The following is a 20,994-nucleotide window of genomic DNA, read 5'->3' on the forward strand; positions in this document are numbered from 1 at the left end:
AAGTCTAAATCGAGTTCAGTTCATCTGTAAATTTAACCCGGAACTTTAACCTCTTAAAGCTGAAATTTTCTTCGTAAATTGGGACAAAATTTTGATTATGACAAAAAAGATACTCTTATCTGTATTTCTTTTGCCGGCTGTAATGACGTTTGCACAGCAATACGGCGGAATGTGGATTCCGACAGAGCTTAATGAAAAGGAGATGAAAGATTTAGGAATGAAGATCTCGGCCAAAGACATTTTCAATCCGCAGAAACCCAGCATTAAAGATGCTGTAGTGCAGTTCAACGGCGGGTGTACGGCAGAAATTATTTCGCCTAAAGGTCTTCTGCTGACCAACCACCACTGCGGATACGGACAGATCCAGGCGCATTCTACGGTTCAGAACGACCTTTTATCCAATGGTTTCTGGGCTAAAAATATGACAGGCGAACTGTCGAATCCGGGATTGACAGTAGATTTTATTGTCGACATCAAAGAAGTTACCCCTCAGATACTGCAGGGAACAGATAATCTTCAGGAGCCGGAACTGGCTAAGCAGATTGCCAAAAATATCGAGGTCTATAAAAACTCCCAGAAAACCGAGCCGTATCAGTCGATTTCCGTAAAGTCCATGTATTATGGGAATAAGTTTTACGCGTATACGATAGAAACATTCAAGGACATCCGTCTGGTGGGGGCACCGCCGCAAAGCATCGGAAAATTCGGTTCCGATACGGATAACTGGGTTTGGCCCAGACATACCGGGGATTTCTCCATGTTCAGGATTTATGCCGATAAAAACAACAAACCGGCAGAATATTCCAAAGATAACGTACCGTATGTTCCGAAGCACTACCTTCCGGTTTCCATCAAAGATAAAAATGAAAATGATTTCACTTTTGTTTTCGGATTCCCGGGAAGAACTACGGAATACCTTCCGGCGATCGCCGTTGAAAAGATCATGACGGAAATTGATCCTGCCAGAATTGCAGTACGGGACGTTGCATTAAAAACACTGGATGAAAAAATGCGTACGGATGCTGCCACGCGGATCCAATATGCTTCAAAATATGCTTCAGTAGCCAATTACTGGAAAAAATGGATCGGTGAAGTGGAAGGATTGAAAAAATCCAATGCCGTACAGAAAAAAGTGGCGTATGAGAATTCGTTAGCTGCTAAAAATCCGGAGATCAAATCCACCATCGATCAGCTGAACAGGCTATACACGGAGCAGGCTCCTTATGCTTTAAACAATGCGTATTATTCTGAAACCATCAGAAATGCGGAAACATTGATGCTGGCCAATCTGTACTACGGATACATTACCGCCGTGGAAGCCGGAAGAGCAGACGAAAAAAGTACAGCAGCATTCAAGAACAGGCTGACTTCTTTCTACAAAGATTACAATGCGGAGCTGGACGCTAAAGTAACAGCCAAATTACTGGCCCTTTACACCAATAAAACAGCACCACAATTCCTGCCGTCCGGATTTGATCAATATAAAAACGAGACCAAGAATATCCAGACCATCGAAGATATCTCCAAAAACTCCGTGATTACAGGAAGAAGCGAAGTAAATGGTGCTTCATTGAGCCAAGATATTGATAAGGCTTTCTCTAATCAGGACAAGCTAATCAAAACCATTAAAAAAGATCCTGTTTATCAGCTTTACCTGTCGATGAGAGACACGTATATGACGAAAGCAGATCCGCAGTTTGCTTCATTGCAGACTAAAATTGATGCCCTGCAGAAAACCTATATGGCACAACAAATGAAGACGGATAAAGACCGAAAGTTCTTCCCGGATGCCAATTCTACCCTTCGGGTAACCTATGGAAAAGTAAAAGGTTCTTCACCGAGAGATGCCGTTTCCTACAACTATCAGACGCACCTGGCAGGGGTGATGGAAAAATATGTACCGGGAGATTACGAATTTGATGTTCCGAAGAAACTGATTGACTTGTACAGCAAAAAAGATTTCGGCGTGTATAAAGACAAAACAGGTGACGTTCCGGTAGGATTTACGGCGACCAACCATACCACCGGCGGAAACTCCGGAAGCCCGGCCCTTGATGCCTACGGAAACCTGGTAGGACTGAACTTCGACCGTCAGTGGGAAGGTACAATGAGCGATATCAATTACGATCCGCGATTCAGCCGGAACATTATGGTAGATACGAAGTATATTCTTTTCATCATCGATAAATTTGCCGATTCCAAATGGCTGGTGGATGAAATGAAGATTGTAAAGTAAATTTTAACAACATATCTGAAGAATCTATTTAAATATTTCAACCATTTAAATAGATTCTTTTTTATTTTTAACATCTGAATGAAAAACGGAATCATCAATTTTTTGTCAAATTTTGAAAGTGAAAATATTGCAGACACATTTCCTCTGGACTATTGCCTGCCCGTTTACCATTGTGTTTCCGATGAAAACCTTCCACATCTTAGAAACATTATTCCGTATAAAAATACTAGACAGTTTGAGCAGGATCTTGATTTTTTAGGCAAACATTTCCAGTTTGTCAGCTGGGAGGAATTTAAAGATTTTGTGCATGGTAATTTCCGGCCTAAAAAGAAAATTGCACTGCTTACATTTGATGACGGATTAAGGGAGTTTTATGAGGTTGTGATGCCCATTCTGGAACGGAAGGGCATCTATGCCACCAACTTTATCAACCCGGAATTCATTGATAATAAAAATCTGATGTTCCGATGCAAGGCAAGCCTGCTGGCTGAAAATTTAAAGGACAGTAAAAAAATCAATCCTGAGATCTTCAAGGTTTTGCAATCTAAAAGCAACCCGACAAATCATATTTTGAAGATCGGTTATTTACAGCAGCACCTTTTGGACCGGCTGGCTGAAATTCTGGAAGTCGATTTCAGTACATTTTTGCAGCAGCAGCAACCATACCTGACTTTCAATCAGCTCGAAAGTCTGACCCAAAAAGGATTCGGCATCTCTTCCCACAGCTGGGATCACCCTTTGTATCACGAGCTATCCGTCGGCCAACAGCTGGAAACTACGGATAAAACATTTCGTTATCTGAAACAGCACCGATTCCTGTATGAAAGCTTTGCTTTTCCCTTCACCGATTTTGGAGTGAAAAAAGAATTTTTCGACCGTCTGTTTAAGAACAAAGATATCTTCTGCACTTTCGGATCTGCCGGCGTAAAACTCGATAGTGCGGAAAGAAACTTTCAGAGAGTTCCTATGGAAAACGGTAACCCGGCCGAATCGATTCTGAAAAAAGAAATCGCTTATTTCAGATTGAAAAAAATGTTGAATAAAAACAAAATTGTAAGACCATGATCCATCTGAAAACGTTCAATAAAAAACAGCTCGAAGCATTTGTATCATCCGGCGATTACAAAAAATACGATTTTCTTCCGATAACTCAGCACCGCGCGGTTTCCCATATCAACAATCCGAAAGCAAACGAAGATCAGACATTACTGATCCTTGCTTTTGATGACGATAAATTGGCGGGCTACCTGGGCTGCTTTCCCGACCAGTTTGTAACAGAGGGAAAAACCTTCCGTTACGCCTGGCTGAGCACGCTGTTCATCAGCAATGAATTCCGCGGAAAAAGGATTGCCCAAAGCCTACTGAATAAAGCGTTTGAAGAGTATAACGGAAATATCGCCATCACCGAATTTACCAAAGAAGCAGAAGGCCTGTATAATAAAATGGGCGTTTTTGAATATATACAGTCCAAGCACGGAAAAAGATATTATTTCAGAACGGATCTCGCGCATATAATTCCGTCTAAAAAGCCTAAGACAAAACCTGTACAGCCTGTTTTCCGGGGTTGCAGATTCACTGATCAATTCACTGGTTTCAGTGAAAAATAGTTTTGCTCAAAAACCGGATTTCCGGTTTGAAATCCTGAACCGAATCGATGAGGAAAGCAACATTTTTATTTCTCAGTTTAAAAGCAACCGTAATGCGGCCGAAATAAACGGTCTCATCGACCATCCCTGGGTGCTCGAAGGAAAGCTGAAAGATGAGAACTACCTGTTTTCAAGTTATTCGGAGCAGTTCCGGTATTTCTGGATCAAAATCTTTAATGAAAATAATGAGCTGGTTACCGGTTCGCTTCTGCTTTTACGGGACGGCCATTTAAAAATCCCGTATGTCTTTTCAACAGCAGAGCCGGAACGATTTATCGATTTTCTCAGTTATTATATCTTAAAAAATAAAGTGATAACACTGACCAGCTATCAGACTGATATAAACCGTCTTATCGAAACTTCAAAGAAATTCCCGGCCATTCATCAACGGGATATCGAAAGAAGGTACATGTTCCACAAAAACCTCATCAGCCATCTTCCTGAAAACTTCAACCCCGGATTTCAGGACGGCGACGGCGACTGTGCCATGACGTAAAAAACAAAAGAGGCTTTTCCAAGCCTCTTTTTTTAATGTCCGAAGATATCCTTCAGACTTACTTCTTTAAACGTTCCCATCTTGTCGACGGCATCCCTGTTCAGGTTTTCTTTTTTACCTATGATAGCGGTATTGAAATCGACAGGTTTGATGTATTGGTTGTAAAATGTTTTTAAATCTTCAAATGTCAGACTTTCGATCTGATGATAAATATCTTTCCTGAAATCATGATGGATGTTCAGTTTTCTCAGCCTTAACGTATTGAAGAAAATATTGGTTCTCGTTACTCTTTGGGAAGCGATCTGCTTTAGGGCCGAATTTCTAGCATTTTCAAACTGCACCGGAACTTCAGGAAGTTCAGCCATCAGTTCCGTCATCGTATCTACGGCAATCTGAAGCTTATCCGGCTGTGTCCCCACATAAGTCGTAATATAATCCGGATGGTTCAGTTCCGAATTCGCAGCATAAGAAACATACGCAGAATACGCCAGGCTCTTGCTCTCACGGATTTCCTGAAAAACAATCGACGACAGCCCACGGCCGAAATACTCGTTGAATACATTGATTTTCCCAAAGTTTTCCGGAACCACTTCTTTCCCCTTTCCTACTTTGCTCATTTCCATCTGTACCATATCGTAATTGGTAAAATAGACATTCCCTCCGGTTTCCGGCTCGGGATATTTCCTCGGTTCAGGGATCTGAAGCGTTTCCTGCTCTGTATATTCTCCAATGTATGCCGTGAAATTCTCAAAGTTTCTGCCATAAAAGAAAATCTCGTATGGAAATCTGAGTAACTTTTTTATCCGGTCGGTAAACACTTCAACACCGAAACTTTCCAGTTCCTCTTTGGAAATTACATCCGTAAAGCGGGAAAAAGCTCCCAGTTTCGTATAGTTCGTCAGTGCCGTCATGATCCTGCCTTTGTCCTTCTTCATGGCTGCCCGGTTTTCCAGGACCGTCTGCACGAAATCTTTGTAAATTTCCTGATCCGGCTGTACATTTTCCATCCAATGCCGGAGAAGGGCAATTCCCGCCTCGATATTTTCTTCCAGTCCTGTTAAAGAGATTAGAAGCTGGTCATTGGTGGTTTTAAAATCATTCGTCACTCCTATTTTGAAGAATTCTTTCTTCAGCTCTTCCGGAGCATACCGATCGGTTCCCAGGTATTGCAGCACCTGCATCGAGATTCCGAGATCACGTTCATGGTCGCTTCCGAAAGGGAAAATAAAGTGCACCTGGGCAATATCATTGTACTTATTTTTAACGAAACTTATTTTCTTGCCTTTTACCGCATCGGTTTTAATTTCTTTCTGATAATCAATAAATGCCGGCTGAATATCCTCCGTTTTTTCCGCAAGGATTTCTTTCAAGAACTCCGATTGTGCTTCACGGTTTATTTTGATCGGTGTAATACCCGGATTTTCCACCCGGATCAGCTTCTCATTAATGCCTTTTTCCTTATAAACAATCACATAATTTTCCTGAAAAAACTCATTGGCGAAGGCTACAACCTCTTCTTTCGTGAACTGTTCATAATCGTCCAGCTCATTCAGCTCCTGTTCCCACGTCCTGCCTTTGATGTAGGTATCGTAAAGATTGGTAGCCAGTCCGTCCGCGGTTTCCAGGGACTTCATCCGTTGCAGTCTGAAATCGTTAATGATGGCAGGAAGCATCCAGTCCGGGAACTCCCCTTTTTTTACCAGCTCTACCTGCTCCAGTACCAATTCTTTTGCTTCGTCCAGCGTCTGGGTTTCCTTTGGAACGGCGACAATAGAAAAGTAGCCGTACTGTTTCAGCCCTACCGAATAAGCCTGTCCCCAAAGCAGTTTCTGGGTCTGGTTGATATTTAAATCCAATAATCCGGCTTCTCCCCTGTTGCTTAAAATATTGGCAACAATATCGGCTAATATCGCTTCTCGGGTCCCGTAGCTCTCCGTTCTCCAAGCCAGCTGAACACGGGGTGTAGTCGGACTTTTTACCGTTCTTTTTACAATTCCGGTAATCGGCTGTTCGACAACAGGTGTTTTCTTCGGCAGTTCCCGGTAAGGAATTGCTCCGAAATACTGATCCACCAGCTGAATGGTTTCCTCGAAATCGAGGTCTCCTACCAGGACCATCGCATAATTATTGGGAACGTAATATTCATCAAAATATTTGTGAATGGCCTTCATGGAAGGATTTTTCAGGTGTTCCGCCTTTCCCAGGGTCGTCTGCTGCCCGTTCGCATGCGTCGGAAAAAGGGCATCCATCATTTCATACTGCACCAGTCTGGAATCGTTATCCTGTGCCCTGTTGAACTCTTCGTATACCGATTCCAGCTCCGTGTGGAAAAGCCGTAAAGTAAGTTCCGAAAAACGTTCTTTTTCGATTTTCAGCCATTTTTCCAGCTCATTGTTCGGAACATTATTCTTATAAACGGTTTCATCGAACCAGGTATGGGCATTGGTTCCCGTTGCGCCCAGTGAAGAAATCGCCTTGTCATATTCATTCGCAATAGCATATTGGCTGGCTTCCTGTGAAATTTCATCGATCTTACGGTAAATTTCTTTCTTTTTCTCCGGATCCTGTTCTGCCTTATGGCTTTCATATAAATCTGAAATACGGTTCAGCAGTTCGCTTTCCTTCTCCCAGTTTTGGGTTCCCAGTTTTGAAGTCCCTTTGAACATCATATGCTCCAGGTAATGGGCCAGTCCGGTATTATCAGCAGGATCGTTATTGCTTCCCGTTCTTACCGGGATGTAAGTCTGTATCCTCGGTGCGTCGGCATTTTGGGCAAGGAAAACCTTTAATCCGTTTTTTAAGGTGTAAATCCTTACTTTATTTTCGTCGTGGGAAACCGTTATATATTCGTAATTATTTTTATCTGTATGAATTTCTTCCTTGAACTTCTTTTCAATCATAAATCTCAATTTTCACCCATACAATTCAGAGTGAACACAAAGATAAGCAATCGTGAAGGAAGAATGTTTAATTTCCTTATTATTGCATCTATAGTTTTAATTAATAAATGTTCACCTGCTTAGAATTACAAAATTTATGAACATCCAATACCGGAAACTGCTGCCGGAAGAAAGCAAAATGTACAGAACCGTACGCCTGGAAAGTTTACAGCAATTTCCTGAATCTTTTGGCGTAACATATGAAGAAGCCCTAAAATATGAAAAATTAAAAATGGAGCTGGATATTGAAAACCAAACCAGGGAAAGATTTGTAATTGGGGCATTTAAAGGTCATCAGCTGATAGGAATCTGTACTTTCGTAAAGGACGAAAATGATATAGGTCATATTTATCAGATGTATGTTAAAAGGAAGTTTCAGGGGAATAATATCGGAAATGGTCTGATACATAAAACTATTGAAGAAGCCTACCATCAATTTAAAGATCTTGATATTTACCTGGAAGTAAAAAAAATCAATCTGAGCGCCTATTCCCTCTATAAAAAAATTGGATTTGCTGAAATCAATAAACCTTTATCTTATTCTGATGATTCGGTTATCATCCTGAAACTTGAGAAAAAAGATCATTAGTTTTAGCTTAAAAAAGATGTTTCATTTTAAACATGATGCCTGCAGAAATTTCCTTCTCTGTAAAGCGTTTTGTTTGTAAAGAATATCCGGGCCAAAGAATCTTGATCTTTTAAGTGACTTTAATCCAAAATAAATTCTATAAGTTTGTACCGGTTTTACAAAATCGCACCATGCACGGAAACATTCTGATCATCGATGATGAGATCAAACTCCTGAAATTATTAGGAATGATCCTTTCCCAGGAAAATTTTAACGTAAAAGAAGCCTCTACCGCACGCTCGGCTATGACAATGCTGGAGCAGCACGAATTTGATATCGTCCTGAGTGATGTCCGGCTGCCCGATGCTTTCGGAATTGATCTGGTAAAATCCATCAAAACCAAATATCCGCACCTGGAAATTATTCTGATGACCGCTTTCGGGAATATCACCGATGCTGTTCAGGCGATGAAAAACGGAGCCTACGATTACCTGGTGAAGGGTGACGACAACGATAAAATTATTCCGCTGGCCTATAAAGCAATGGAAAAGGCGAAGGACAACCGTTCTAAAATCATTCAGAAAGCCACAAATAAAAAAGGTTTCGACAGCATCATCGGTACTTCTCCGCTGATCCTCCAGGCTAAAAAGCTGGCGGAAAAAGTAGCTTTAACCGACGCCACCGTTCTCCTGACCGGCGAAACAGGAACCGGGAAAGAGGTTTTTGCCAATGCCATCCACGAAGGCAGTGACCGGAAAAAAAACAGCTTTGTCGCCATCAACTGCTCTGCATTCAGCAAAGACATTCTGGAAAGCGAGCTTTTCGGGCATAAAGCCGGAGCCTTTACCGGAGCTGTTAAAGACAAAAAAGGTCTGATTGAGGAAGCCAACGGAGGAACCCTGTTCCTGGACGAAATCGGTGAAATGCCGATCGAGCTTCAGGCCAAATTGCTGCGGGTCCTCGAAACCAGGGAATTTATCAAAATGGGAGAAACCAAGGTATCTAAATCCGATTTCCGGTTGATTGCCGCAACCAACCGTGACCTGGAGGAAGAAATCAGGCAGGGGAATTTCCGGGAAGACCTATATTTCAGGCTTAATATTTTTGAAATCCGGCTTCCTTCACTCAGAGAAAGAAAAGAAGACCTTAAAGCCTTGGCTAAAAATTTCGTAGAGGTATTCGTTCAGAAGCTGCATCTTTCCGATGTAGAGGTGAACCCGGATTATTACAAAACCCTCGAAAAAAACGACTGGAAAGGAAATATCCGCGAATTGAGAAACACCGTGGAAAGAAGCATGATCCTGATGAATGACCGTGTCCTGGATGCCGAAAGCCTTCCCCACTATTCTGAAAAAGTTCCGGCGGAAAAAGATTCATTAAGCATCAAATCTCTGGAAAAAGAACACATCCAAAAGGTTTTGGAATACACCAAAGGCAATAAAGCAGAAGCCGCTAGACTTCTTGAAATAGGGATTGCGACGCTGTACCGTAAGCTGGAAGAATATCATTTGAGGTAGAATAAAGCTGAGATTGAGGTTGAGACAAAGGCTGAAATCGCTGCTGATTTTAAGTTTCGGCTAAAGCCGTTTGAAAATGCGGTTATAAAAACGACTTCCTTAACAAACTCGGGATGATGTTGCCCTTTTCTATTAAGTATAATGAAAGTGACTGGTTAACAAAGACAAATATCATCCGTAAAAATCCGTACAATCCGCGGAGATTTTACCGCAAAAGTCACAAAAGATATTGATACCTCATAATAAGTTAAATGCTTAATCCTAAAGAAAGCACACAAAAGCTTTCAAAAATCTTTGATTTTTGTATTGTAACATAAAGGAAATCTGGTAATTCGGTTGTTGAACGAAGTCAAAGCCACCTTGATGGAAACTTAAAATCAAATTATAAAACCTCAGCATTTTTAATTTACACATCCTATCATTTTAATAACGGGCCTATCATTTTGATAGGCTTTTTTATTTTTACAATCTTTTACGAAACAACACAACAGATTATTTATCAATTAATTAATCCAAATTTAAACACATTGGACTTTATTTTGGCATCAATGGTTCAGAATAAAATATTTAAAAATGACCATTCCAAGAAAAACGTCCCCACAACCTAAGCACTCGAAACTGAGCCTGCTGATGGTGTCTTACGTAGTTTTCACTTTATTAACCCTAATTGTTGCGATATGATGCTGATAAGTTTATTGGCACTGAGTGCCGTCCTGTTCTGGATCTCTTATAAATCCGTTGAATTTTTTGATAAAATATAACACTATGTGGAGTTTATTTTTCCTGTCCGTCCTCGCTTTTGGGTACATCTGCTATGTGCTCATCAAACCCGAAAAATTTTAACTGACTAACCTAATGAATACAGAAATTTTGGGCATTATTACCATGTTTGCCATTACAGTGGTGATCGGTATTTTCCTCGGAAAGTATATTGCCGGTGTGTATGGCTATAAAAAAACCTTTCCGGATAGTATTTTCCAGCCTCTCGAAAATCTCATCTACAAGATTTCAGGAATCAATCCGAACAAACAGATGACCTGGAAGCAGAATATGTTTGCCATGCTAGCCATCAACCTCGTCTGGTTTGTCATCGGATTTTTCATCCTGCTGAATCAGTCCTGGCTTCCGCTGAATCCTGACGGAAACCCGGATATGTCGCCGGATCTGGCCTTCAATACCGCTATATCGTTCCTGGTGAACTGTAATTTACAGCATTATTCCGGGGAAACGGGCGTAAGTTATTTCAGCCAGCTGTATCTGATGTTCCTGCAGTTTGTAACGGCGGCGACGGGAATGGCAGCGATGGCCGTGCTCTTTAAAGCCTTTAAAGATAAGACTACGACAGAACTGGGAAATTTTTACGATTTCTTCACCAGGTCCATGACCAGAATCCTGATCCCGATCAGTATTATCGTCGCTTTTATTCTTTCTGCCAATGGAAGTCCGATGACGTTTGAGGATAAAGACCATATTACGACACTGGAAGGACAGAAAGTAGATGTTTCCAGAGGTCCGGCCGCGGCATTTATTGCCATTAAACATTTAGGAACCAACGGAGGCGGATTCTTCGGAGCCAACTCGGCGCATCCGCTTGAAAACCCGAATTACCTGACGAATGTAACGGAGATGGTGACCCAGATGATCATTCCTTTTGCCATGGTGTTTGCGCTTGGTTTTTATTTAAAGAAAAGAAAGCTTTCATGGACGATCTTTACCGTCATGACCATCGGTTTCCTGGCCCTGACTGTCCCGAATATCATCAATGAAACCCACGGAAACCCTTTAATTACCGAAATGGGAACCGATCCGCATCTCGGAGCGATGGAAGGGAAGGAAATCCGGTTCGGAAGTGCTTCGTCCGCGTACTGGAGCATTGCAACGACCGTGATTTCTACCGGTTCCGTAAATGCCATGCACGACAGTACCATGCCGCTTTCCGGAATGAACGAACTCCTGGCAATGATGATCAACTGCTTCTACGGCGGCTGCGGAGTCGGGATCCTGAACTATTTTATTTTCATCATCCTGGCTGTATTCATCAGCGGACTGATGGTCGGAAGGACCCCGGAATTTTTAGGAAAGAAAATAGAAGCCAAAGAAATGAAGATTGCGATGATCGTTGCTCTGTTCCACCCATTTTTAATTCTGGTAGGAACGTCCTTAACCGCTTATCTTCCCGAATTCGGAGCGAAAACATTAAACAATCCCGGATTCCACGGCTTCAGCGAAATGCTGTATGAATTCACTTCCTCTTCTGCCAACAACGGTTCCGGATTTGAAGGCCTGGGCGACAACACCCCGTGGTGGAACATCTCCACAGGAATTGTCCTGATGCTGTCCCGGTTTATCCCGATCATCGGCCCGGTGGCGATTGCCGGATTGCTGGCCCAGAAAAAATACATCCCGGAAAGTGCGGGAACGCTGAAAACAGATACCGCTACGTTTGGATTCATGACCTTGGCCGTCATCCTTCTGATCGCCGCCCTGTCCTTCTTCCCTGCTCTTACATTAGGACCGATAGCAGAACAATTACAACATTTTTCCAAATAATTAATTAAACCATTAAGATTTTATTTAAGAAGTTAAGAACACTAAGCTCTTAAATAATTGAGCCAAACAATATTCTTTGAATATTCTCTTAATTCAAGCTTAACTCCTTAACAGATCTTAATGGTTCAAAATAAAAAATCATTCAAAGCAATGAAAAATCAATCACAGACATTGTTTCAGAAAGATCTGGTTAACGAAGCGATCCAACAGTCTTTTGTTAAACTGAATCCGAAAATCATGTTTAAAAATCCCGTCATGTTCCTGGTGGAAGTCGGAACGGTGGTCATGCTGGTCGTAAGCCTGTTCAGCCTTACCGGAGATACCTCCCAGGGAAGCTTTGCTTATAACTTTTTAGTATTCATCATCCTGTTTTTTACGGTCCTCTTTGCCAATTTCGCCGAAGCCATTGCCGAAGCAAGAGGTAAGGCCCAGGCCGATACGCTGAGAAAAACGCGTGAGGAAACGCCGGCCAAAGTAGTTGTTGATAATAAACAGGGGTTCCAGATAGAAACCATCCTTAAAAAATCAGCCGACATGAAGCTCGGTGATATCTTTCTCTGCGAAGCCGGAGACCAGATCCCCATGGACGGTGAAATTATCGAAGGACTGGCGACCATCGACGAATCGGCCATCACCGGGGAAAGTGCCCCTGTAATTCGGGAAGCCGGCGGTGATAAAAGTTCCGTTACCGGCGGTACCAAAGTCCTTTCGGACCGAATTAAAGTGAAAGTTACCACCCGGCCGGGAGAATCTTTCCTCGACAAAATGATCGCGCTGGTAGAAGGCGCTTCCCGGCAGAAAACACCCAACGAAATCGCACTCACTATATTATTGGCCGGATTTACGCTGACATTCATCATCGTAACGGTTACCCTGAAACCTTTTGCAGATTATGCGCAGACGCCGATCACCATCGCAGCATTTATTTCACTTTTCGTTTGTCTGATCCCGACAACGATCGGCGGCCTGCTCTCTGCGATCGGGATTGCGGGAATGGACCGTGCCCTGAGAGCCAATGTGATCACCAAAAGCGGTAAAGCCGTGGAAACAGCCGGCGATATTGATGTTCTCCTGCTGGACAAGACAGGAACCATCACGATTGGAAACCGTAAGGCCACCCAATTCCACCCTTCCCACAATATCCAGATGGAAGAATTCATCAAAGCTTCTGCGCTGAGCTCAGTCGCCGATGAAACGCCGGAAGGAAAGTCCATTATCGAACTCAGCCAGCTGAAACCCGAAGATCTATTGGTTCCCAACCCCACATACATCGATTTTACGGCAGAAACCCGGACTTCAGGCATTGATTTTGAAAACACAAAAATCCGTAAAGGAGCGTATGATACGATTAAGAAATTAACGGAGAAAGCAGGAAATATTTTCCCGCAGGAAACCCAAGAAGCGGTTACCAAAATTTCGGAAAACGGCGGAACGCCGCTGGTGGTTTCCGTGAATGAAAAAGTCTGGGGCGTCATCGAACTTCAGGACATCATCAAAACCGGGATCCAGGAACGTTTCCAACGACTGAGAAAAATGGGTGTAAAAACCGTGATGGTTACCGGTGACAACCCTTTAACCGCAAAATTTATCGCTGAAAAAGCCGGGGTGGATGATTTTATTGCCGAAGCGAAACCGGAAGACAAGATGAACTACATCAAAAAGGAACAGCAGGAAGGGAAGCTGGTTGCCATGATGGGCGACGGGACCAATGATGCGCCCGCCCTTGCCCAGGCCGATGTAGGCGTTGCCATGAACAGCGGAACCCAGGCGGCCAAAGAAGCCGGAAACATGGTGGATTTGGATAACGACCCAACGAAACTGATCGAGATCGTAGAAATCGGGAAACAGCTGCTGATGACCCGCGGAACGCTTACGACCTTTAGTATCGCAAATGATGTGGCCAAATATTTCGCCATCATCCCGGCTTTGTTCATCACCTTTATCCCGGCTTTGCAAAAACTGAACATCATGAACCTTCACAGCCCCGAATCGGCTATTCTGTCGGCGATTATTTTTAATGCGATCATCATCCCGATCCTGATTCCGCTGGCTCTGAAAGGCGTGGCCTACAAACCGATCGGCGCCAGTGCCCTGCTGAGAAGAAACCTTCTGATTTACGGCCTGGGCGGGATTATCGCCCCGTTTATCGGGATCAAGCTCATCGATCTGGTGATCAGCCTGTTTTTTTAATAAAGCTGAAAGATGGAAGATGGGTGATGGATGCTGGAAGTTGATAATATACCGTTTTAATTTATTAAATGATAATAAGATAAAGGCTTTATATTAATTATAACTAAAGTGACTTCCATCATCAAGCTTCCATCACCCATCCTTTCCATAACAACAAAAATTTAGAACAATGAAAAACCATATTTTATCCGCCTTACGACTGACTTTGGTTATGCTTGTGATCGTCGGAATTTATCTAGGCATCGTTTACGCAGGGTCCAAAGTATTACCGACCCAGGGAAATGCCGAGATCATCCATTACAAAGGACAGAAGTTTTACGCCAACATCGGCCAGGAATTCAAATCGCCGGAATATTTCCACGGCCGGCCGTCTGCTGTGGATTACAATGCGGCCGGAAGTGCGGGAAGCAACAAAGGACCAAGCAATGAAGAATACCTGCAGACGGTTCAGAAAAGAATCGACACACTGAAAATGCAGAACCCGGAAATGCAGCAGGTAAAAGTTCCTGTAGAGCTGGTAAGCGCCAGCGGCAGCGGACTGGATCCCGATATCTCGCCTGAAGGTGCCGCTTATCAGGCCAGAAGAATCGCAAAAGAAAGAAAGATCCCGTTGGAGAAAATCGAAAGCCTGATTGCCAGACAAACGGAAGAATCTCTTTTCGGGCCTTCAAAAGTGAATGTCCTGAAACTGAATATCGCACTGAATGAATTAAAGTAATAAGGAGTTGCCCCATATTTTAGTTTATCATTAATCTTGTCTTAAAGGCGAAAGGACTAAAAATTTCCAGGTATCACTCAGCGGTTTTTTAATGCAAAGTTTTTAATTGCTGATGCACAGTGTAACGAGGCAAAGAGAAGATCAGCAGGATGATCTGATGAAGCGCACACATTATTCCTACGCTTTATCGGCGGCTTCGCCATCCTACTTTGCTCCCTGTAAAAGATGCGGAAACAAGTATCAGCCTTTGCGTCAATTACCAATAGAACAGATCTGAAAAAATAAACCTTTCAAACCATTTAAATTAATCCAATTATGTACAGTATTTGCTGTACCCTCATCACCCATGAAAAAATATATCGTTGCCAGTATCCTGCTAGGAATCTTTTTCCCGAAAGCACAGTCGGCAGACTCTGTAAAAACAAATAATAAAATTACCTTTTCCGCTTATGCCGAACTGTTCTATACCTATGATTTCAATGAATCGTCCAATCATATCCGGCAGAATTTCCTGTATTCCTACAACCGCCACAATGAGGTGAACCTCAACCTCGGATTCGTAAAGGGTTCTTATCAGGACGACAATTTCCGGGCAAATGTGGCTTTGATGGCCGGAACCTATGCCCAGGATAATATGGCCGCAGAACAGGAAGCATTACGCTACGTTAATGAAGCCAATATCGGCGTAAAGATTTCAAAAACAAAAAACCTCTGGATCGATGCCGGGATCATGCCTTCGCACATCGGCTGGGAAAGTGCCATCGGGAAAGACAACACCAACCTGACCCGGAGCCTTGCCGCTGAAAATTCGCCGTATTTTGAGACCGGCGCCAGGATTTCCTATACTTCGGATAACGGAAAGTGGTTCCTGAGCGGGCTTGTTCTCAACGGGTGGCAGCGGATTGCCAAACCGGAAGGCAATCAGACGGTTTCTTTCGGACATCAGCTGACGTATAAGCCGAATGAAAAGATCACCCTGAACAGCAGTTCGTTTATCGGAAACGATAAGGCGAAGTCCGAAAAAAGGATGCGGTATTTCCATGACCTTTTCGGAACATTCCAGCTGACCGATCAGTTTTCCACCACCCTCGGATTCGATATCGGTGCCGAACAGAAAGAGAAAGGCAGCGAAAGCTATAATCTCTGGTATTCCCCGAATGTTCTGTTGAAATATCAGCTGGACAAGCGTTGGGTACTAGCCGGAAGACTTGAGTACTATAACGATAAAAACGGCGTGATCATCAATACCAAGACCCCGAACGGATTCCAGACTTTCGGCTATTCCCTGAATTTGGATTATGCCATCTCTAAAAACATCGTTTTCCGTACGGAAGCAAGGAGCTTCAGTTCCAAAGATGCCATTTTTATGAAAAATGACGAGTTTAGAAAAGGAAACTTCTTTATAACAACGAGCCTGGCGGCCTGGTTTTGATAAGATGGAAGCTGGGTGATGGATGCTGGAAGTTAGTGAGCGACAGATGATTGTTTAAAAGGCTGACGCAGGATGAGGGAAGCAGGATGTTTAGTAAATGTATAATTTTATTAACAACAGATTTACACAAATTCTCACAGATGATTGCGTGACTTCGACTCCAATCAACTACTAGTTCTTTAAAGCTGCTTTCTAAAAGCTTCCATCTTCTCTCTCAGCACCCAGCATCTAATACAATGCAAAAATTCAATCTCAAAAAAATAAAATCCATGTCGTCAGCAACAGATTTTTTAGAACTGATCCAGAAATCCCGGAAAGGAAAATTCAAGATTTACATCGGGATGAGTGCCGGTGTGGGAAAGACCTTCCGGATGCTACAGGAAGCCCATGCCCTGTTGCGGAGCGGCATTGATGTGAAAATCGGTTATATCGAAACCCACGGACGGGAAGAAACGGTAGCCCTTACAGCCGGCATTCCTGAAATTCCGAGAAGATCTTCTTTCTATAAAGGAAAAAACCTGGAAGAGATGGACCTTCAGACGATCATTAATACTCATCCCGAAGTGGTGCTGGTGGATGAGCTGGCCCACGCCAATATTGAAGGTTCCAAAAATAAAAAAAGATGGCAGGATGTACTGGAAATTCTGGATAACGGGATCAATGTGATCAGCGCCATGAATATCCAGCATATTGAAAGCCTGAATGAAGAGGTAAAAAAAATTACCGGCATCGAAGTTTCGGAACGAGTACCCGATAAAATACTGGCTTTGGCTGATGAAGTGGTGAATATCGACTTAACTGCTGATGAGCTGCTGACAAGGCTGAAGGAAGGAAAGATTTACAAGAAAGAAAAAATTCAGACCGCCCTGAGCAACTTTTTCCAGAGCGGGCACATCCTTCAGCTCCGCGAGCTGGCTTTAAAGGAAGTCGCCACCCATGTAGAAAGAAAGGTGGAGACTGAGATAAAGACCGAAAGCTTCAAACCCGTAAAATTCCTCGCCTGCATCAGCAGCAACGAAAAAATTGCCAGGAACATCATCCGGAAAACCGCCAGGCTGGCCAGTTATTACAACAGTCCGTGGACCGTACTCTATATCCAGAAACCTTCCGAAAACCCTGAAAAAATCGCCCTGAACAAGCAGCGTTTTTTAATTAATAATTTTAATTTAGCACAGGAATTGGGCGCCAAGGTGGTCCGGTTGAAAGACAGCAGCGTTCATAACGGCATTCTGAATTATGTGACTGAACATAATATGACCACTGTCTGTATCGGAAAGCCTCACGAGAACCTGTTGCAAAGGATTTTCGGGTACAGCTGGGTGTATGCGCTGATGAACCGGCTGAATGAACGACAGGTGGATATTATTATTTTATCTTAGAATACAATGAAACTTAAAACAAAGCTCACCCTGGGCGTAGGTCTTTTATTCGTACTGATCGTTTTGCTATCGGTCATCGGTACCGTATATATCAACAAATTGAAATCGGATACGGAAAAAATCCTCAATGCCAATTACAACAGTATCGAATTCTCCAAAAATATGCTGCTGGCTTTGGATAAAATACAGACCGACAGTACGGTAGCCGTTAAAGACTTTCAGAAAAATACGGCCTTGCAGGAAAAAAACTTAACGGAATTCGGAGAAAAGGAAGCCACGCAAAATCTTAATTTACATTTTAAAAGCTATCTTCAGCAGCCGACAGCCGAAAAGGAAAAGCTGATCCGTGAAGATCTGGTGACCATCATGTCGCTGAATATGAAAGGGATTGAGCGTAAAAGCGATATCGCCATCATCACCGCCGGAAATGCCACATTCTGGATTGCCTGCCTGGGAACGGTTTGCTTCTTAATTGCCGCTGTATTACTGTTCAATCTTCCGCAGACCATTGCAGAACCGATTCGGCAGCTTACGTTCAGCATCCGGCAGATCGCCAATAAAAATTATAGTGAAAGGGTGCATTTTAAAGGGAGCGAAGAATTTAATGACCTTGCCCATTCCTTCAACGTGATGGCGGAAAAGCTTCAGGAATACGAAAGCAGCAGCCTTTCGGAACAGCTGATGGATAAAAAGCGGATCGAGACCCTGGTGAACAATATGCATGATGCCGTTATTGGGCTGGACGAAAACCACTTCATCTATATGATCAATGATGAAGCTTTGAAGATCACCGGGCTGAATAAGGACGATATCATTGGAAAAACCGCGCATGAAGTGGCCGTCAACAATGATCTGATCCGGGAATTGCTGAAAAATGTAGATACTCCGGTAAAAGAGCCGATTAAGATTGTTTCCGATAACAAGGAAAATTATTTTGAGCAGGACATCATTCCGATTAATATTGTGAAAACAGGTGAAAAAGAGAGAAAATACATTGGCAGGGTTATTCTTCTCAGGAATATTACGCCTTTCAAAGAATTGGATTTTGCCAAAACCAATTTCATCGCCACGATCTCCCACGAGCTTAAAACTCCTATTTCTGCGATAAAAATGGGTGTACAGCTCTTAGAAAATCAGAAATTCGGGGAACTGAACGAACAGCAGCAGGAACTGCTGAAGAGCATCAACGAAGACGGGCAAAGGCTGCTCGACATCACTGGCGAACTCCTCAATTTATCCCAGGTGGAAACGGGAAACATCCGCCTGAATATTGAAAACTGCCAGCCGAAAGAAATGGTGGCTGCTGCCGTTAAAAATGTGGAAAAACTGGCCGAACAGAAAAACATTTCCATCATACCTCACTTTCTTATTGATGATCAGGATCTTGTCCTGGCCGATTTCGACAAAACCGTCTGGGTGATGAATAATTTCCTGAGCAATGCCATCAAGCATTCCTTCCAGGATGAAAGCATCCGGATTGCCGTGGAAAAAGCGGGATCGAAAATCAGATTCAGCATCACCGATACCGGAAAGGGAATCGATGAAAAATACCACCGCCAGGTTTTTGACCGCTACTTCCAGGTTCCGGGCGAACACCAGAACGGCACCGGCCTCGGACTGGCCATTTCCAAGAATTTCATCGAAAAACAGCATGGCGAAATCGGCGTGAAAAGTTCACCGAATCAAGGAAGTACTTTTTATTTTTTACTTCCTTTGGTTTAAATAATTTTTTTACATTTGATATAAATTCAAACAGATGAATACATCAGATTTAAAAATTGATTTGATTCAGAGAATTGCACAGCTGAAAGAACCGGGAATTATTGCAGAGCTTCAGAAGCTTTTGGATTTTGAACTAGCGTCCGGTGATTATATTCTTACCAATTCCCAAAAAGACCGTATTGCAGAAGGGCAGGAAGAATATAAAAACTCTGCGTTTCTTACTGATGATCAAGCTAACCAGGATATTGAGCAATGGTTAAAAGAAAAATAATATGGACGAAAAAGGCACAAACTGAAAGAAAGGATATTCTTGAGTACTGGATTATCCGGAACCGGTCTAAAACGTTCAGCATCAAACTTAATAAACTTATTATAAGTACACTTCAGTTACTCACTGAAAACCCTAAGATAGGAAGAAAAACTGATTACGGTGATGTACGGGTAAAAATAGTTCGTAATTACTTGATATTTTATGAGTTTTCTGATTCAGAATTGGTTGTACTCTCTATTTGGGACTGTAGAAAGGATGAGCAGACTTTCTAATATGAAAATTCATGAACCCCATAAAACTAATACATGTCTGAGAACATTCTCCCCTACTTTTTTATCGTGCTTTTCATATTTGCCATTGGTAAAACCATTTACTATTTTGTAGAGAAAAATAAAATTGTTGAAACCTGTAAACTCGCGGATACTGTTGAACTGAAAAATATAAGTGGTACTATTTTTACCAATGAAGGAACGTTTAAGAAAAAATATGAGTGGTGTTCTTTTGATATTCTGATCAATGACAACTCCATATTCTTATTTTCAAAAGGCTTTAGCGTGATTCCGTTTCGGGTGATTAATCTTTTGTTTTCCAATTCAGACAGAAAAAATACCAGAAAGCCTACCTTGCTACGAGAATATAAAATCAGTTCAAATCAGATAAAGCTTGTTTATTATCCTGAATACCTTAACGCAAGAAGCCGAACGATAACATTGCATAACCTTAATACCGAACAGGTTTCCTTGTTTGAAAACCTATTGGAAGGCAGAAGCAGAAGATTTTATTAATATGAAAGCGAAATTTATTAAGATCCAAATCGTTCTAGTAATATAATTTTATGAATGAAATCCATTTCTTTTCAAACAAATTAAAAAGTACATTCCTCCTCATTCTATCCTCTGTTTTTGTTTATCTATTTATTCATTTCTATGAAAAAGTCACATATAACAGTTTATTCGTCATAATGATAAGCCATTTTGGATTTCTGCTTTTTTCTTTTGGAATAATCTATTCCGTACTGCTTTTATGTCGCAGAAAGCCATTGCTTACGATTAATAATGTTGAAATTATTATTTTTGATCCCCTTATAAAACCAACATATGTACCGTTTAAAAATATAGCAAGTTTTTATATAACTTCAAATTCTTACAGAGGGATTAAAACTTCAGAGCAAATAAATATTGTGATGAAAAAAAATAAATTGACTGCTGGTACTTTTTCACCATTTGAGAATGTCAAATATGCAATACAAACTAATTTATTAAATATTAAGACAAAAAAATTAATTGTAATTCTGAACTCCTACCTGAAAAATAATAATACCTAGTAAAAA

At 42.1% G+C, this 20,994-nt stretch carries 17 protein-coding genes; 16 read left to right on the top strand and 1 reads right to left on the bottom strand.

Annotation, left to right across the window (positions count from 1 at the left end; translation table 11 throughout):
- The first annotated feature begins 97 nt into the window (after nucleotides 1-97).
- From QE422_RS17105 to QE422_RS17120, 4 genes are all read left to right on the top strand, one after another.
- Nucleotides 98-2,236 (top strand): S46 family peptidase, encoded by a 2,139-nt coding sequence (locus QE422_RS17105; RefSeq protein WP_307461093.1) that lies wholly within the window; start codon nucleotides 98-100, stop codon nucleotides 2,234-2,236.
- Between the two features lie 78 nt (nucleotides 2,237-2,314).
- Complete coding sequence (locus QE422_RS17110; RefSeq protein WP_307461096.1) at nucleotides 2,315-3,301, top strand: polysaccharide deacetylase family protein; 987 nt, start codon at nucleotides 2,315-2,317, stop codon at nucleotides 3,299-3,301.
- Nucleotides 3,298-3,843 (top strand): GNAT family N-acetyltransferase, encoded by a 546-nt coding sequence (locus QE422_RS17115; protein WP_307461098.1) that lies wholly within the window; start codon nucleotides 3,298-3,300, stop codon nucleotides 3,841-3,843. Before QE422_RS17110 ends, QE422_RS17115 begins: the two co-directional genes overlap by 4 nt.
- Entirely contained in the window at nucleotides 3,833-4,378 is a 546-nt protein-coding gene (locus tag QE422_RS17120) for a hypothetical protein (RefSeq protein WP_307461101.1), read from the top strand. The genes QE422_RS17115 and QE422_RS17120 overlap by 11 nt, the downstream gene beginning before the upstream one ends.
- A 32-nt stretch (nucleotides 4,379-4,410) precedes the next feature.
- Here QE422_RS17120 and QE422_RS17125 read toward each other — a convergent pair whose 3' ends face one another.
- Complete coding sequence (locus QE422_RS17125; protein WP_307461103.1) at nucleotides 4,411-7,278, bottom strand: pitrilysin family protein; 2,868 nt, start codon at nucleotides 7,276-7,278, stop codon at nucleotides 4,411-4,413.
- Between the two features lie 136 nt (nucleotides 7,279-7,414).
- On the opposite strand from QE422_RS17125, the gene QE422_RS17130 reads away from it, so the two are divergent.
- The 12 genes from QE422_RS17130 to QE422_RS20025 all read left to right on the top strand — a co-directional run bounded on the left by QE422_RS17130 (nucleotide 7,415) and on the right by QE422_RS20025 (nucleotide 20,988).
- Nucleotides 7,415-7,906 carry an N-acetyltransferase gene (locus tag QE422_RS17130; protein ID WP_307461106.1) on the top strand — a complete coding sequence of 164 codons (492 nt, stop codon included), beginning with the start codon at nucleotides 7,415-7,417 and terminating at the stop codon, nucleotides 7,904-7,906.
- 170 nt (nucleotides 7,907-8,076) lie between these two features.
- On the top strand, nucleotides 8,077-9,402 hold the full coding sequence (locus tag QE422_RS17135) for a sigma-54 dependent transcriptional regulator (RefSeq protein WP_307461108.1): 1,326 nt from the start codon (nucleotides 8,077-8,079) through the stop codon (nucleotides 9,400-9,402).
- A gap of 855 nt (nucleotides 9,403-10,257) precedes the next feature.
- Complete coding sequence (kdpA, locus tag QE422_RS17140) at nucleotides 10,258-11,952, top strand: potassium-transporting ATPase subunit KdpA (protein ID WP_307461110.1); 1,695 nt, start codon at nucleotides 10,258-10,260, stop codon at nucleotides 11,950-11,952.
- Between the two features lie 150 nt (nucleotides 11,953-12,102).
- Nucleotides 12,103-14,142 (top strand): potassium-transporting ATPase subunit KdpB, encoded by a 2,040-nt coding sequence (kdpB, locus tag QE422_RS17145; protein WP_307461112.1) that lies wholly within the window; start codon nucleotides 12,103-12,105, stop codon nucleotides 14,140-14,142.
- A 169-nt stretch (nucleotides 14,143-14,311) separates the two neighbouring features.
- Entirely contained in the window at nucleotides 14,312-14,860 is a 549-nt protein-coding gene (locus QE422_RS17150; RefSeq protein WP_307461115.1) for a potassium-transporting ATPase subunit C, read from the top strand.
- A gap of 346 nt (nucleotides 14,861-15,206) precedes the next feature.
- A complete protein-coding gene (locus QE422_RS17155; RefSeq protein WP_307461117.1) occupies nucleotides 15,207-16,292 on the top strand; it encodes a porin in 1,086 nt (361 codons plus the stop codon).
- Nucleotides 16,293-16,561: 269 nt separating this feature from the next.
- Nucleotides 16,562-17,671 (top strand): sensor protein KdpD, encoded by a 1,110-nt coding sequence (locus QE422_RS17160; RefSeq protein WP_307461119.1) that lies wholly within the window; start codon nucleotides 16,562-16,564, stop codon nucleotides 17,669-17,671.
- Between the two features lie 6 nt (nucleotides 17,672-17,677).
- On the top strand, nucleotides 17,678-19,393 hold the full coding sequence (locus QE422_RS17165; protein WP_307461121.1) for an ATP-binding protein: 1,716 nt from the start codon (nucleotides 17,678-17,680) through the stop codon (nucleotides 19,391-19,393).
- A gap of 34 nt (nucleotides 19,394-19,427) precedes the next feature.
- On the top strand, nucleotides 19,428-19,664 hold the full coding sequence (locus QE422_RS17170) for a hypothetical protein (protein ID WP_307461124.1): 237 nt from the start codon (nucleotides 19,428-19,430) through the stop codon (nucleotides 19,662-19,664).
- On the top strand, nucleotides 19,646-19,936 hold the full coding sequence (locus tag QE422_RS17175) for a type II toxin-antitoxin system RelE/ParE family toxin (RefSeq protein WP_307461127.1): 291 nt from the start codon (nucleotides 19,646-19,648) through the stop codon (nucleotides 19,934-19,936). Before QE422_RS17170 ends, QE422_RS17175 begins: the two co-directional genes overlap by 19 nt.
- Nucleotides 19,937-19,969: 33 nt before the next feature.
- Complete coding sequence (locus tag QE422_RS17180; RefSeq protein ID WP_307461130.1) at nucleotides 19,970-20,449, top strand: hypothetical protein; 480 nt, start codon at nucleotides 19,970-19,972, stop codon at nucleotides 20,447-20,449.
- Nucleotides 20,450-20,499: 50 nt separating this feature from the next.
- Nucleotides 20,500-20,988, top strand: a complete 489-nt coding sequence (locus tag QE422_RS20025; RefSeq protein ID WP_373463412.1) for an STM3941 family protein — start codon at nucleotides 20,500-20,502, stop codon at nucleotides 20,986-20,988.
- Nucleotides 20,989-20,994: the final 6 nt, after the last annotated feature.

It is taken from the genome of Chryseobacterium sp. SORGH_AS_0447 (assembly GCF_030818695.1).
In the GTDB taxonomy this organism is placed as follows: domain Bacteria; phylum Bacteroidota; class Bacteroidia; order Flavobacteriales; family Weeksellaceae; genus Chryseobacterium.